This is a genomic window from Amycolatopsis australiensis, from assembly GCF_900119165.1.
GTDB classification, from domain to species: domain Bacteria; phylum Actinomycetota; class Actinomycetes; order Mycobacteriales; family Pseudonocardiaceae; genus Amycolatopsis; species Amycolatopsis australiensis.
On sequence record NZ_FPJG01000006.1, the window covers coordinates 1,145,296 to 1,158,770 of the forward strand.

14 protein-coding genes are annotated in these 13,475 nt (G+C 67.9%); 3 read left to right on the forward strand and 11 right to left on the reverse strand.

Going from position 1 to position 13,475, the window contains the following annotated elements; genetic code table 11:
- Position 1 precedes the first annotated feature (1 nt).
- The gene (locus BT341_RS06670) at positions 2-844 is read left to right on the forward strand and encodes a MaoC/PaaZ C-terminal domain-containing protein (protein ID WP_072475437.1); all 843 of its coding nucleotides are present in this window, start codon (positions 2-4) and stop codon (positions 842-844) included.
- On the opposite strand, the gene BT341_RS06675 is transcribed toward BT341_RS06670, so the two are convergent.
- A complete protein-coding gene (locus tag BT341_RS06675; protein ID WP_072475438.1) occupies positions 836-1,492 on the reverse strand; it encodes a TetR/AcrR family transcriptional regulator in 657 nt (218 codons plus the stop codon). The two genes, BT341_RS06670 and BT341_RS06675, sit on opposite strands and share 9 nt — an antisense overlap.
- A gap of 126 nt (positions 1,493-1,618) precedes the next feature.
- Here BT341_RS06675 and BT341_RS06680 point away from each other — a divergent pair, with 126 nt between their 5' ends.
- Positions 1,619-2,281 carry an SCP2 sterol-binding domain-containing protein gene (locus BT341_RS06680; RefSeq protein ID WP_177328752.1) on the forward strand — a complete coding sequence of 221 codons (663 nt, stop codon included), beginning with the start codon at positions 1,619-1,621 and terminating at the stop codon, positions 2,279-2,281.
- Positions 2,282-2,350: 69 nt separating this feature from the next.
- Positions 2,351-2,902, forward strand: a complete 552-nt coding sequence (locus BT341_RS06685; RefSeq protein ID WP_072475440.1) for an SCP2 sterol-binding domain-containing protein — start codon at positions 2,351-2,353, stop codon at positions 2,900-2,902.
- Here BT341_RS06685 and BT341_RS06690 read toward each other — a convergent pair.
- From BT341_RS06690 to BT341_RS06735, 10 genes are all read right to left on the reverse strand, one after another.
- Positions 2,899-4,038 (reverse strand): DNA cytosine methyltransferase, encoded by a 1,140-nt coding sequence (locus tag BT341_RS06690; protein WP_072475441.1) that lies wholly within the window; start codon positions 4,036-4,038, stop codon positions 2,899-2,901. The two genes, BT341_RS06685 and BT341_RS06690, sit on opposite strands and share 4 nt — an antisense overlap.
- Positions 4,039-4,083: 45 nt before the next feature.
- Positions 4,084-5,100 carry a DNA cytosine methyltransferase gene (locus tag BT341_RS06695; RefSeq protein WP_072475442.1) on the reverse strand — a complete coding sequence of 339 codons (1,017 nt, stop codon included), beginning with the start codon at positions 5,098-5,100 and terminating at the stop codon, positions 4,084-4,086.
- A 25-nt stretch (positions 5,101-5,125) separates the two neighbouring features.
- A complete protein-coding gene (locus BT341_RS06700) occupies positions 5,126-6,031 on the reverse strand; it encodes a DUF6339 family protein (RefSeq protein ID WP_072475443.1) in 906 nt (301 codons plus the stop codon).
- A complete protein-coding gene (locus BT341_RS06705; RefSeq protein WP_072475444.1) occupies positions 6,031-7,008 on the reverse strand; it encodes a hypothetical protein in 978 nt (325 codons plus the stop codon). The genes BT341_RS06700 and BT341_RS06705 overlap by 1 nt, the downstream gene beginning before the upstream one ends.
- Positions 7,005-9,101 (reverse strand): helix-turn-helix transcriptional regulator, encoded by a 2,097-nt coding sequence (locus BT341_RS06710; protein ID WP_072475445.1) that lies wholly within the window; start codon positions 9,099-9,101, stop codon positions 7,005-7,007. Before BT341_RS06710 ends, BT341_RS06705 begins: the two co-directional genes overlap by 4 nt.
- Before the next feature lie 150 nt (positions 9,102-9,251).
- Positions 9,252-9,674: a very short patch repair endonuclease gene (locus tag BT341_RS06715; protein WP_072475446.1), complete on the reverse strand. Its 423-nt coding sequence runs from the start codon at positions 9,672-9,674 to the stop codon at positions 9,252-9,254.
- Positions 9,675-9,709: 35 nt separating this feature from the next.
- Positions 9,710-10,165 carry an FxsA family protein gene (locus tag BT341_RS06720; RefSeq protein ID WP_072475447.1) on the reverse strand — a complete coding sequence of 152 codons (456 nt, stop codon included), beginning with the start codon at positions 10,163-10,165 and terminating at the stop codon, positions 9,710-9,712.
- A 39-nt stretch (positions 10,166-10,204) separates the two neighbouring features.
- Complete coding sequence (locus BT341_RS43440) at positions 10,205-10,384, reverse strand: hypothetical protein (RefSeq protein ID WP_245804900.1); 180 nt, start codon at positions 10,382-10,384, stop codon at positions 10,205-10,207.
- Between the two features lie 425 nt (positions 10,385-10,809).
- The gene (locus BT341_RS06730; RefSeq protein WP_072475448.1) at positions 10,810-12,756 is read right to left on the reverse strand and encodes an ABC transporter ATP-binding protein; all 1,947 of its coding nucleotides are present in this window, start codon (positions 12,754-12,756) and stop codon (positions 10,810-10,812) included.
- A 20-nt stretch (positions 12,757-12,776) separates the two neighbouring features.
- Complete coding sequence (locus BT341_RS06735) at positions 12,777-13,367, reverse strand: TetR/AcrR family transcriptional regulator (protein WP_072475449.1); 591 nt, start codon at positions 13,365-13,367, stop codon at positions 12,777-12,779.
- Positions 13,368-13,475 lie beyond the last annotated feature (108 nt).

Consider the following 13,475-nt stretch of genomic DNA (forward strand, 5'->3'; position numbering starts at 1 on the left):
CATGGCGATCCGCGAACTCGACAGCACACCGAGCCTGGCCACGCTCTACCCGAAGGCCCTGCTCGGCGGTGTGCTGCGCAAGCCGTCCGGCGGCGAGCTGCCGGACACCGAGCTGGTGCGCACGGGTGTCGTCGTCGACTCGGCGCACCTGGTGGCGTACAACGCGGTGTGCGGCTTCCGGCTGAGCGACGAGCTGCCGGCGACGTACCCGCACATGCTCGCGTTCCCGCTGCAGATGGCGCTGATGACCGAGCCGGGGTTCCCGTTCCCGCTGCTCGGCATGGTGCACGTGGCGAACCGGATCACCCAGCACCGCGCGTTGCGGCTGGGTGAGCCGCTGACCGTGCGCGTGCGGGCGGAGAACCTGCGCCCGCACGAGAAGGGCCGCCAGTTCGACGTCGTCAGCGAAGCCTGGGCCGGGGACGACCTCGTGTGGATCGACGTGAGCACGTACCTGCGGCGCGGCCCTTCCGCGGGTGCGTCCGGACGGCGCGAGCAGCTGGCTCCGCCGACGCCGGACGCGATCTGGCGCGTCCCGGCGGACATCGGCCGGCGCTACGCGGAGGTCTCGGGCGACCGCAACCCGATCCACCTGCACCCGTTGACGGCGCGCCTGTTCGGCTTCCCGCGCGCGATCGCCCACGGGATGTGGACGAAGGCGCACGCGCTGGCGTCGTTCGAAGGACGGCTGCCGGAGGCGTTCACCGTGGACGTGAAGTTCAAGCAGCCGGTGCTGCTGCCGGCCAAGGCGGGCTTCACGTCGTGGGCGACGCCGGAGGGGTGGGCGTTCGAGCTGTGGAGCAAGTCGAAGCCGCACCTGGAAGGCACGATCAGCTCACTGTGACGGCTTCCAGACCTCGCCTTCGATGAGGTCGTTGAAGCCGAGCCAGACGAGGTTCATCAGCCACGACGCCAGGACGCCGTCGGAGATGTCGGGGTGGTCGAGAGCCCAGTCGGCGAGCGACTCGGCCCCGCCGACCAGGGACGCGGCCAGGCCCTCGCCGGAGAACTCGGCCTGCTCGCCGACGCCCTTGCGGGTGCCCGCCGACACGACGAGCGCCGCGACCAGCTGGATCGCGCGCGCCCGCATGTCGGTGATTTCCGCGGCGAACGCGCCGCCGACGGTGAGTGCCTGGCGGTGCAGCACGGTCCACGACTCGCGGTACTCGGCGACGAAGCGGTAGAAGGACCGCAGGCCGTGCCACAGCTGCATGTCCGGCGGCAGGTCGGGCTGCACGCCGGCCTGGATGGCCTCGAGCAGCCGCGTCGCCTCCCGGCGGATGCACGCGCCGAACAGGTCCTCCTTGGACCCGAGGTAGGTGTAGATCATCGGCTTCGAGACGCCGGCGACGTCGGAGATCTCGTCCATCGAGGCCGCGTGGTAGCCGTGGCGGGAAAAGACCTGGACGGCCGCGTCCAGGATCTGCCGCTCGCGCACCGCGCGCGGCAGCCGCCGGGCCCGTTCGGGCGGACGCTGATCATCCTCTGACACGCTGGACCTCCCTGTTTCTGCCCGGAGACGGTACCGGGAGCCGACCCGGCTGGGTGATTTCGGCACGCTTGCCCGCCTACCTACTCACGGGTAGCCTTACGCGTGAGTAACCGCAGAGGAGTGACGATGGCCGACAACGCCGGGATGACCAGCGCCGATCAGGTCGCGGGCCTCCGTGGGGCGGCGCTGCTGGACGCGCTGGAGCGGCTCGACCCGCTGAGCCCGGAAGCGCACGCGCTCGACGTGAACACGCTCGCGGAGGCGGTCGATCCACGCGGGCTGGGCAAGGACGACTTCCGCCGGTTCCTGGACGCGCTGTGCGCGCTGGCTTCCCGCGCCCCGGCGTTCGACCTGAGCAAGGTCGACCCCGCCCGGTTCGCGTCACTGGTGGCCTCGGCGTCGCGCGCGCAGCTGGAGAGCGTGGTCGCGGACCGGACGCTGCGCGAGCGCGTGCTGGAGGAGATCTTCGCCCGCATGGGTGCCCACATCCGCCCCGAGCGGGCCCGAGACGTGCACGCAGTGGTCCACTGGCGCCTGTCGGGCGGAGTGGGTGAGGGAGGCTACGACCGCTACGAGACGGTGATTTCGCACGGTTCGTGCACGGTGAGCCGCGAGATGCGCGAACGTCCCCGCGTCACGATCACGATCGCCCCGCCGGACTTCTTCCGCCTGATCACCCACCAGGCAACGCCGGCGGTGTTGTTCGTCACGGGCCGGATCAAGGTCAAGGGCGATCTGGCCTTCGCGGCCGGGTTGATCGGTTTCTTCGACCTCCCGCACCCCGTATAGTCCGCCGCTGTGCCCAGAAAAGCGAGGTGGCGCCTTTCCCGGACCCGCGGCATCCGCGGCGGACACGTGGTGAACGCGTTCGCCGAGAAGCTGGTCATCGGCAACCTGACGCCCGAGCAGTTCGTCCAGGTCCTGGAAACCCTCCACATGCTGGGCGAAGCGGGAGCGGGCATAGAACTGAGCTCCCTGGCGACGGACGTGCTGGTGAACGTGGTGAACCGCTGTTCCCGAGACCACCTGAAGGCCATCGCGGACCACCCGGAACTGCGCGCGGTGTTCCTGGACGAGATATTCCGCAGAATGTCGGAGCATTTCCTGTCGGAACGAGCCCGCCACGTGAGCTTCGTGGTCTCATGGCGCTTTTCGGAGGGGTCGGGAGAGGACGGCTACGACCGTTTCCAGACGGTGATAGAGGACGGAGTGTGCGTGTCAAGCCCGGAGCTGACCCGCACCCCGGACACAACGATCACCCTGTCAGTGGACGACTTCATCCGGATCGCAACGGGCAATGCAGCGGTAGCGGCAATGTTCGTAACGGGCCGGGTGAAGGTGAAGGGCGAGTACGCCCCGGCGGTGAGGTTCTCAAGCTACTTCGACATCCCCAAGCCGACAGTGGACTAGCTGTTCGAAGCGAGGTGCTGGGGGAGGGCGTCGGCGCTTTGAGTCGTCTCTTGTTTTACGGCGAGTGGCTTACTCGACTTGGTGACTTCCCACTTGTCGTTCACGGCCTTGTCCAGCGCCTGCCGGTCCAGCTTCATCCCCAGCGCCGCGGCAAGAACGTGTGCGGCCAGTCGAGGGGGGATGGCATTGCCGATCTGCTGGGATATGTCACCACCGGCCCACGGGTAGTCAATCGGAAAAGTCTGCAGCCGGCCTGCCTCGGGCAGGCTGAACCTCGGCAATTCGCGCTCGTCGTGCGTGACCAGCCGGTTTCGCGAGACTTTGCCGGTTACGGTCGCGGCAGGTTCGTCCGAGGTGCGTCGGCCGCGAGCTTTGGGGTCGCCGCCGGTGCCGTAGTTGGAGATAACCACGTAGGGAACCCCCCGGGAAACTGCCTTTCCCATGGTTTCCCATGGCAACAGGGCCAAGTCTCCCGCGTCCGCAGGACGGCCCTTGCGGTACAGCTGGTGTGTCGGCGTCGGCAAGCTTGGCTTGCGGTCTCGCCGGGCGATCAGGATGGCTCGACGCCGCGTCTGAGGCACGCCGAACATCTCGGTGTGGAGGATTCCGCAGGCCGACTTGTAGCCGACGCTTGCCAGCGCCTCACCGACGGCATGCCACACGGGCAGTACCGCAGGAACCTGCTCCAACACGATCGCGTCATAGGGGCGCCCGTCCTTCACCGCCTCCAACGCCCACCTGAGTGGCTCCAGAACCAACCCCGTCCGCTCGTCGTCGAGTCCGTCCAGGCTCTTTTTGACGTCTTCGCCCGCCGCCATGCGTTTGACGAACCCGAGCACCTGCTCCAGCGCGCGGCGCCCAGCTCCACTGCCTGCCACCGTGTAGGTCTGACAGGGCGGACCGCCTGCGAGGACAGTGGCTTTCTCGAAGTCTGCGGGCTTGTGCGCCCGGACGTCGGCGTGGTGGGTCCGCAATCCTGCCCTGGCGCGAGTGGCACAGGCGTTGTCGTCCCACTCGATCCCGTCCACGACTAGGCCCAGCCAGTGCGCGGCGACGTCCAGCCCGCCGGGGCCTGCGAAGAGATCCACCATGTGGATGGGCCCCGGCGGGGAAGCAACGGACTGTTCGGCGAGCATGCGGGGAGCTTATATCGTGTGGTCGGCCATCCGACGTAGGCGCGGTCAGCGGCCTTCCAGGACCCGTCGGATCGCCAACCCAAGCGCTCGTCCCACCGGCGGTGGTGTGGCGTTGCCCACTTGACGGTACTGATGGGTCTTGGTGCCCGAAAACTGCCAGTCTGCCGGAAAGCCTTGGAGGGTGGCTGCCTGCGCGACGGTCAGGGGAACTCCGCCCGCCTCGCCCAGTTCGGGCCGCCAATCAAAGTCCGGCCCTGGCGGCAAGTCGGCAACGGTGCGACCGTTCACACCCATCTTCGCCCACCGTTTCTTCGAGCCCGAAGGTCCCAAGTCCGGTCCACCGCGGTTCCACGAGCCGCCAACCAAGGTCGGCGCCAGGCAGTCGGCCATCCTTGCCCACTCCTCTGCTCGGGGCCAACCTCGTGATGCCATGGACTCCCGCAACAGTTCCCCTACCGACAACGGCGGCCGGCTCTGAGGCGGTGCCTCGAAGCAGTCTGGTGCGCCGTTTTTGAACGCGACTAACACACCATGTCTGCGCTCCTGCGGCACGCCGTAGTTGGACGCGTTGACGACAAGCCACTGCCAAACGTAGCCGAGGTTGTCGAGTTCCTTCTCGGCCTCCTTCCGCGCTGCGATGAACTTGTCGCTGGTCACCAGTTCCGGCATGTTCTCGATCAGAAGTGCTCGCGGCTGCACGCCCAGCACCAACAACACCGTCGCTTGGAGGAGTTCCAGTTCCAGTTCGTCTCCTCGGCGGCGGTTGTTCGCCGCGGACGCCTTCACCCGCGGCAGGCCCGCCGACAGCAGATCGACGTCGTAGACGCGCTTGTCATCCGCCGGGTCGAAATCGCGGAGGTCCATCTGCCGTACGTCCCAGGCAGGTCGGTTGAGCCGCAAGGTGTTGCAGGGCTCCGCGCGCTCCTCGATGAGGACCACGGGGTCGAAGCCCGCTTGTTCCAGGCCGAGTGCGAGGCCACCTGCGCCAGCGCACACCTCGAGCGATGTGAGACGGTTCCGAGGCCGGGAATGGCTGTTCGAATCAAACTGCGTGTTCGGCATTTCGATCCCCTCGTGCTTGATAGGTTCAGTGCGCTGTGGTTGAAACTTCTGCCGAATCGTCGTTCGCCTTCTTTGACCGGTCTCGGCGGGGAGCTTCCGCGAGCAGCACTTCGAACAGTGACACCAGTGCGTCGACGGAATCCCGGGCGACAGTGCCGTCGGCCGGGCCGTCGGGGAGGCGGTCCCACGGCACCTCAGGTACGTGTTCCGAGTCCGCGATCCAGTCACGTAGAGCGTCGTTGTCCGCCGGCTCGTCCGGCGCCAAGACGTCGAAGATCAGCGTGCTGCCCGCTGTGTTGACCGCCCTCGACAGGGCGTTGATCTGGTCCGAGGCGTTCTTGACCTGTTCGGAGGCGAGGCGCTCGACGATGCGGATGATCGCCGCCGCCGTGGGACGGTGGTCGATCACGTCCAGTCGCATCACGCTGTTCACCACGTCCTGGTAGGCGAAAGCGCTCGTCACCGGTTGGTAGTCCGCTCCGTCTCGGAACAGTTCCGCAGCCCACCACAGGCGAGCGAACGCCTGCAGGAAGTGCGATCCGCTGAACCGCGCCGCGCGGGTGAGCCCGCTCGTCCCGTGCCGCCACACGACGTAGTCCGGAGCCACGAGCATCGCGAGGTAGTTCCACAGTCGACTGTCGGCCGCCTCCGCCCGGGTCATACGCAGCGTCGCGTGCAGCCGCGGTGCCAGCCAGGCGTCGGCTCGTGCCCGGCTGTCTTCGAAGCGTTTCATGGCTTCGTCGACCAGCGCGCGGACGGGCCCGACGGACCACCGGGTCTCGTTCTCCGGCAGCATGACAGCCGCTCGACTAAGTGCTGCCCGGGGCGGGATCTCCTGGCCTGATTGAATACTCCGGCTGAGGTGCTTCGTCACGGCCGCGTCCGACAGGAGACCCAGGACGTCCGGAAAATCGACGGCGGTCGGGCTCATCAGGCGTCACCGCTTTCGTTTTGATGGACGCTTCGGACCGCCGCAGTCAGCTTCTTGGTGACTTGGCTGCGCTTGGCCGCCGCGTAGTGAATGCTGGTCTGCAGTTCCGGCCAGCCGGAACCACTTGCCCTCCGGTCGTTGATATCGAACAGGGCGTCGGTCAGCTGCCTGCCGGGCAGCACGTCCGGCAGCATCATGCGGAGAACAGGCTCACGCCAGCCGCCGGGCATGATCGGGGTTCGGTCTTCGTCGAGGTCGAGTTCGCTGATGGCCGAGTTGAACATGGCTGTCCACGCGTCCTGGGCGATCTGGCTCGACGTCATTTCGCGGAGCAGCTTTTCCATCGGAGAGCCGCCGGTGCCGTTGATGATCTCGAGCAGTCCCTCGACGCCCGTTGTGTTCAAGTAGACGGTTGGAACGTCGCCCGCGGTCTCGACGATCCACAGCGAATCCTTGAACGGCCGCAACCACTCCTCGGGTCCCTCGCGGAAGTCGACTTCCCTGATGCGGATCTCGCGTTGGCGGCGAGGGGCTGCGGACTTCAGGTCGACGTACCAGTTGTTGTCGGTCGCACCGATGAGTCGGCTCGGCACGCCGTCGACCTCGCCGACGACCGCCAGCGCGAGCGTCGCCCGATCGGTGTGTCGGTCGTGGACGAGTTCGATCGTCCCGTGCCAGTGCCCGTCTCGACCGCGGGCCAGTCGGGCGCTGCTCCGCGCGTTGGTAGCGCTTTCCGACAGGGTGGCCAAGCAGGTGACTTCGGACCAGGGGCCGTCCTCGAGCTCCTGGTCGGGGAGCACGGCCTTCAACTGGATGCGGGCAACGTCCCATTCGGCGCGGCCGGCCTGATGCAACGCGACCGTGCGCTCTGCCTTGGATATCCGGGCGTAGGGAAGGTCACGGCCGTCCATGGAGACGGACACGACCTCGAGGTCAACCGCACCGAAGAGGGTCGGGTACGGGAACACCGGCTTCACGCGGCACCTCCACGGGCTTTCTGGACGTCGATGATCAGGCGGGCGAGGTTGCTCGAGACCGGGTGGGTCGAAGGATCAGTGACACCCGAAAAGCTCGCGGATCGCACACCGGCTTCGATGAACAGGTTGTCGTTCTCCCGGCGACAGTTTTCGGCGGCGACGAGTTCCTTCCAGGCGACCGCCGGACGCCCGCCGGACCGCACGTCGAACTTGGCGACCGGGGTGAGCAGCCACGGGTCGTCGGCTTCCGGAAGCTTCAGGTCGACCGAGACGATCCAGGCACCGGTGTCGTCGACGTGCGCTCTCACGTTGCGCACGGTCGGGAACCCTTGGGTCCGGCGACCGGCGGCCGACCCGAATCCGTCCAGCTTCAGCAGCTCGCGGAGCGCTGCAGGCCCTTCGCCTCGCTGGGCGACGCGTCGTCCAACCAGTTGTCGGACTGCCGCGTCGATCTCGGCGCGGAACTCCCGGAGCCTGCGGAACGCACCTGGCGCGTACGTCGACGTCAGCTCTTCGCTATGGTCCCAACGATCGTGCTCGGGCGGTTCGGACGCCCTGAGGAACTGCTCGGCCAGCTCGACGTCGTCGCCTTCGCGACCGGTCGCATACCCGGCGAGGAGCACGGCGTGGAATCGAGTTGCCCCGAGGGGCAGCTCGCGCGGCCGCTTCGCCATGATCGTCTGCCGGTTGCCGCGCATGTAAACGACGAGGTTGACCTGATTGTCGCTGTCCTCCGCGGGCGTGACGAGCAGCACGGCGTTGTGCTCGGCTACCTTCTTTCGTGCTCCGGTTGCAACTCGCCGGGGTGGGACGACGAGTCGCACGTCAGCGCGGGCAACCTGCGTGCTCGACGTCAACTCGTCGACCGTCTCGCCGTCCAGGTACGCCTGGAAAGCACGGCTCAGCGCGGTGTGCGTCCTGCGTGGGTCGACGCGCTCCTCCTCGATGAGGACCCGACCGTTTCGCATCGTGACGACGCTCGCCTCCAGCAGCGGTCCAGCGTCCCGGCCACCGATCATCGCCGCCCAGAAGCTGTCGGCAAGCGACTTCACGAGCTTTTCGTGCATGTCTTGCAGCGACTCGGTGCCGCCCGAGGCGTCGTGCGCCCCGACGATGAGGAACGAGGTGCCGGGCTCGTCCGTGAGTCGTTCCAGATACAGGTCGCCGACCGTCTTCTCGTCGGCCCACCACGACCGGGAGACGTCCTTGCGGCCCGGCTCGGTATCGGCCTGCCCGTACCATGCGGGGCCGGCGTACGCCTCGCCGTCCACCTCGCGCCACGGCAGGTCGAGGCGTCCGATGACCCGGCGTTCGACGTGCCCTTCGTGGGGTACGGACAGGGTCGAGTTGATCAGGACGAGCGAGAAGCGGCTCGCGGCCCACAACGTGACCTTGCCGAGTCCGTACGAACCACCTGCTCGTTTACCGGATTCCTTGTGGCTGTCGAGCTGCCGCCGGACCACCGCGGCGAAACGACCGTCGTCATATTCGTCCCCCGTGAGGCCGGAGGCGTTGTAGTCATCGATCTTCAGTAGGACCAAGGACTTGTTCTTGTCGAGGTCTTCCAGGGCGGCCTGCAGGCTCCGCGAGACCTTCTGCTCGGCGGCGGCCGCCTGGGCATAGTGCTTACGGAGCGCAGGCCAGTGGACCGCGTCCAAGAACGCATCGAGCTTTTCCCCCGTAATCTCGTGAAGGGTGTAGCGCACGCGGACGGGCTTGGTGTGGTCGTACCGCTCGTCGAGCGAGTTCTGGGTTGCCTCGCGAGCCAGCATCGACAGATCGGCGTCGAAGGCGAACGCGGCCGGGTTCCCGTATTCCCGACCGCCGTCGGGGTGCGCGGCCCGGTGGTGCCACCGGAGAGGCGAGTCCGAGGTCACGTCCTTTCGGTTGTAGATCGACGCGGAGTCCGTGCCGAGAATATCCGCGATCCTCCGCTGCGTCTCCGGTCGAGGCTCCGCACGGCCGTTGATCCACGCGGAGACCGCGGCACGGGTGATCGGGATCTGCTCGGCGAGCTGCGCTTGGGTCATTTCAGCGCGGCGCAGCTGTCGCGCCAGCCAAGCCCCGAAGAGCTCCCCTTGTTGTGGGCTCATCCCGATTGCTCCTTCCGAGGCCAACGTTCTGCTAGCGTGACACAGCAGCAGGCGGTCACACTATCAGGCTTATTTTGACTTAGGAAGTACCGTCAAATTTCGATGTATTGTGGTTGGCCGGAAGTGGGTGACCGTGACCTCTGGTCCGGGCTACTTGCGCTTCAGTCGCATAGTCACCGCTTCGCGCACGCGGTCGGCGGCGACATCGACTGCCTCGTGCTCCCAGACACGAACGGCGAGCCAGCCGGCGTCGGTCAGCCGGGCGTCGGTTTCCGTGTCGCGGTGTCGGTTGCCCTCGATCTTGTCCCGCCAGAACTGGGCGTTGTTCTTCGGCCAGGTTGCGTGCTCGGGGCACCCGTGCCAGAAGCAGCCGTCGACGAAGACGGCGACCTTGGCGCCGACGAAGACGATGTCCGCCTCGCGTCGCACGTCCTTCACTGGGCGCCGGTGGACTCGGTAGCGCAGACCGGCTGCGTGGAGCGCCTTGCGCAGTGCGACCTCCACCTGCGTGTTCCGTGACTTCTGGCGGCTCATCCGGCTGCGAGTCTGCGGCGTCGTCTCAAGCGGCTTCATGCAGGCATTCTGGCGCGGACCCGCGAGTTGCCGTGTCAGCCCTCGATGATTCGGCCCTCGATCACGGTCGACTGCTGCCGCCGCGGCTCCTCCGGCGCCACGACTTCACTGTCCACTACCATCGCCGGCCCCCGCCGGCGGTTGGCGAACCGCACTGCCCGCTTCAACCACCGCCGGCGCGCCACCGCTCGTGACGACGGAAGCATCAGCAACAACCCCACGATGTCGCTGACGAAGCCCGGTATCAAGATCAACACACCGCCTAGCGCAACCAGCATCCCGTCGGTCAGTTCCTTGTCCGCCGGACGCCCTGATCGGGCCGCGGACATGAACGCCCTCATCGCCTTGCCGCCCTCGCGGCGGGCCAGCCATGAGCCGAAGAACGCGCCGGCCAGCAGGAGACCCAGCGTGCCGAGCACGCCGACGGCTGAACCCACCGCCCAGATCGCGGCGATCTCGGCGATGACGTACAGCAGGAACGCGACAGCCATACCCTCGCAACGAACGACCTGCCCGATTTGCTCCCGGCCTCAGCGCAGCAACGTCGAAATCATCGACTGCAGGCCCGTAGTCAGCCGGTCGGTCTCCCCCGTCTTCAAGACCCGCAGCACCAGGTCGCTGTGCACGAAGCCTAGCAGTAGTTGCACGATCAGATCGGCGTCCGACCCGGTGACGTCGACGCGATCAAGCCCGCGACGTGCGCGTGCCACGCCAGGTGCCGATGCCCGCCGCCGCCGCGACGCGGTCTACTGACACCTGGGAAAGGTCTTGGGTTGACAGCAGTTCTCCGTCGCGCGCAGGATCGCCCGACGGTTCCGGCCGGCGTCGGTGGACCGTGAGCCCGCGCCCCGCGCGCCGCCGAGTTGACCGCGAAGCTCGCGCCGCGCGGGCGGATCCTCGCGTACGGCCTGCTCAGCGGCGAGCTCCTCGGTCTACTCGTCGCCGATCTCGCGGGGCGCGGGCTTACGGTCATCGACTTCCGCGGGATGGACGCCTAAGCGAAGGACGTCGTGGCCGCCCGCGCCGAGGCGCTCCGCCTCGTCGCGGACGGCACGCTCACCTCCCATCGACCGGATCTGCCCCTCGCCGACGTCGCCGCCGCGCACGCGCGCGTCGAGAGCCGCGAGGGTGCTGCTCAGCTCGGCACTTCGTCCAGGTACGCGCGCGCCTGGAGGGTGAACAGCTCGGCGTAGCCCGCCTTAGCCGCCATCAGTTCCTCGTGCGTGCCGTACTCGGCGACCTTTCCGTGGTCCAGCAACAGGATCCGCTCTGCCTGCCGCACCGTTGAGAACCGGTGCGAGATGTAGAGCGTCGTGCGGCCTTCGGACAGCTGCCGCAGCCGCGCGAACAGGTCGTGCTCCGCCTGCGCGTCCAGTGCCGAGGTCGGCTCGTCCAGGATCAGGATCGGCGCCTCGCGCTGGAACGCCCTGGCCAGCGCGATCTTCTGCCACTCGCCGCCCGACAGGCTGACGCCCTGGTCGAACCAGCGGCCGAGCGGGCTGTCGTACCCCTGCGGCAGCCGCTCGATCCGCTCGTCCGCGCCCGCCCGGCGCGCCGAGTCCTCGATGTGCGGGCGGTCCTCCAGCCGCGCGAGGTCGCCGAGGCCGATGTTCTCCGCCGCCGTGCCCTGGTAGGTCACGTAGTCCTGGAACATCGCGCTGATCCGCGTGCGCAGCTCGACCGGGTCGTACTCGCGGATGTCGACGCCGTCGAGGCGGATGCGGCCGCCGGTCGGGTCGTAGAGCCGGCAGAGCAGCTTGAACAGCGTCGACTTGCCCGCGCCGTTGCGGCCCACCACCGCCACCGTCTCGCCGGGCCGGATCTCGAAGCTGACGTTGTCGAGCGCCGGCTCGTCGGCACCCGGATAGGTGAACGTCACCGAGTCGAACTCGATGTGTCCCTCGACCGTGGATGGGAAAGGGCGCGGGGACGGCGGCGCCGTGATCTCCGGCTTCGTGTCCAGGAACCGGTACAGCGTGTCGAGGTACAGGTTGTTCTCGTACATCCCCGAAAAGGCCGTGAACAGCCCGGACACCGACGTCTGCACGGACGCCGCCGCGGCCGTGTACAGCGCCAGGTCGCCGAGCGTGAGCCGCCCGCCGACCGCCTCCAGCGCGATGTACAGCGCGATCGCCGAGCCCGCGAACGTGCTCAGCAGTCCCCACGCCGTCGAGCTGATGTTGCGGTTGATCGTCAGCTTCCGCTGCCGCTCGTACGACACCAGGCCGAGCCGGCGGAACCGGTCGACGAAGTACGGGCCGAGCCCGAACAGCTTCGTCTCCTTGGCGTACGTGTCCGTCGTGACCAAAGAGGACAGGTAGTCCATCCGCCGCTTGATCGGCGACATCAGGAACGTCAGCCAGAACGCGCGCGAGCCGTACTTGGACTGCGAGATGAACGCCGGGATCGGCGCCAGCAGCGCGACCAGCGCCAGCACCGGGCTGATCGCCACGAGCAGCGCGACCATGCTGCCGAACGTGATGAGCGTCCGCACGAGCCCCAGCGCGGAGTTCATCATGGACAGCGGCCGCGTCGGCGCCTCCTGCGCGGCCTGGCGCAGCATGTCGTAGGACGTCGAGCCCTCGAAGTAGGCCAGGTGCAGCTCGCTGGCGTGGGCCATCACCTGGTGGCGGATGGTCAGCGTCATGCGCTCCTGCAGCAGCGACTGCGCGATCGACGTCAGCGCGCTGCTGATCGCGGTCGCGGCGAGCACGCCGAACTGGAACAACGCGACGTTGACGATGTCGCCCGTCGTGCCGCGATGCTGGATCGCCGCGACGACGGAGTCGAGAAGCAGCTTCGCGACGTACGCGGTCACGGTCGGCAGGAGCCCCGAGAGCAGTGTGATCAGCGCCAGCAGGATCGTCAGGACCGGGCTGGCCTGCCACGTCAGCTTCACGACCTTCGGCAGGCCCCGGACCGTGCCCGCCACGGACGTCTTCGCGCGCTTCAGCCGAGAGCGCAGGTCTTTCGGCTGGTCGTCCTGCTTCGGCTCGGGAATGTCGACCGGGCCGGTGAGCCCGCTCTCCGGCACCGTGACGGCGTGCCGCCGCCGGCCGCGCCGGGCCAGCATGAACTCCATGCCGCCCCCACCGCCCGGGATCACGGGGCCCCCACGGCGCCGTGCAGGAAGACGTCGACCACCTGGCGCGTGGTGGGCGCGTCGACGTCCGGCGCGAGCCGCCGGCCGCCGAACAGCAGCGTCAGGAACAGCGACGCCAGCTGCTCGGGCGGCAGCCGCAGGCGGTCCTTGTCCGGGACGAACAGCTCCTCGATCGCCCCGCGCATGGCGGCCATCGACTCGCGGCGCCCGCCCTTCCAGGTGCCGCGCTGGTCCTTGAGCCGTTGCTCGGGGTCGCGGTGCTTGTGCCGCCCGGACGCGTGCAGGGCGCCCATCAGCGCACCCATCCGCTCGAGGTGCGCGCCGAGCGCTTCGGCGGCCTCGACCAGCCGGTCTTCGAGCGGCTGGTCGACGGGGATTTCGGCGATGGCGTCGAGCACGTGGTCGGGCCGCAACGCCTCGGCGGTACAGGCGTCGAACAGCTCGTCCTTGTCCTTGAACGCGCGGAAGATGGTGCCCTCGCCGATGCCGGCGGCACGGGCGATCTGGCTGGTCGTGACGTTGGCGCCGTGTTCCATCAGGAGTGGCAGCACCGCGTGCACGATCATGGCGCGCCGCTGTTCGACGCTCATGCCCGGCGCTCTTCGCCGGGTTTCGGATGCTGGTGTCATGACGTCCAGTGTGCGGAGTGAGTGCTCACTCCGTCAAGCGAGTAAACTTGAGGGCCGCCCGGAAGCGGC

Coding starts and splice junctions, on each gene's coding strand:
- BT341_RS06720 (WP_072475447.1), bottom strand. CDS start 10,165: ATGGCTGTCGCGTTCCTGCTGTACGTCATCGCCGAGATCGCCGCGATC.
- BT341_RS06690 (WP_072475441.1), bottom strand. CDS start 4,038: ATGCTCGCCGAACAGTCCGTTGCTTCCCCGCCGGGGCCCATCCACATG.
- BT341_RS06700 (WP_072475443.1), bottom strand. CDS start 6,031: ATGAGCCCGACCGCCGTCGATTTTCCGGACGTCCTGGGTCTCCTGTCG.
- BT341_RS06680 (WP_177328752.1), top strand. CDS start 1,619: ATGGCCGACAACGCCGGGATGACCAGCGCCGATCAGGTCGCGGGCCTC.
- BT341_RS06670 (WP_072475437.1), top strand. CDS start 2: ATGGCGATCCGCGAACTCGACAGCACACCGAGCCTGGCCACGCTCTAC.
- BT341_RS06730 (WP_072475448.1), bottom strand. CDS start 12,756: ATGGAGTTCATGCTGGCCCGGCGCGGCCGGCGGCGGCACGCCGTCACG.
- BT341_RS06715 (WP_072475446.1), bottom strand. CDS start 9,674: ATGAAGCCGCTTGAGACGACGCCGCAGACTCGCAGCCGGATGAGCCGC.
- BT341_RS06695 (WP_072475442.1), bottom strand. CDS start 5,100: ATGCCGAACACGCAGTTTGATTCGAACAGCCATTCCCGGCCTCGGAAC.
- BT341_RS06710 (WP_072475445.1), bottom strand. CDS start 9,101: ATGAGCCCACAACAAGGGGAGCTCTTCGGGGCTTGGCTGGCGCGACAG.
- BT341_RS06735 (WP_072475449.1), bottom strand. CDS start 13,367: ATGAGCGTCGAACAGCGGCGCGCCATGATCGTGCACGCGGTGCTGCCA.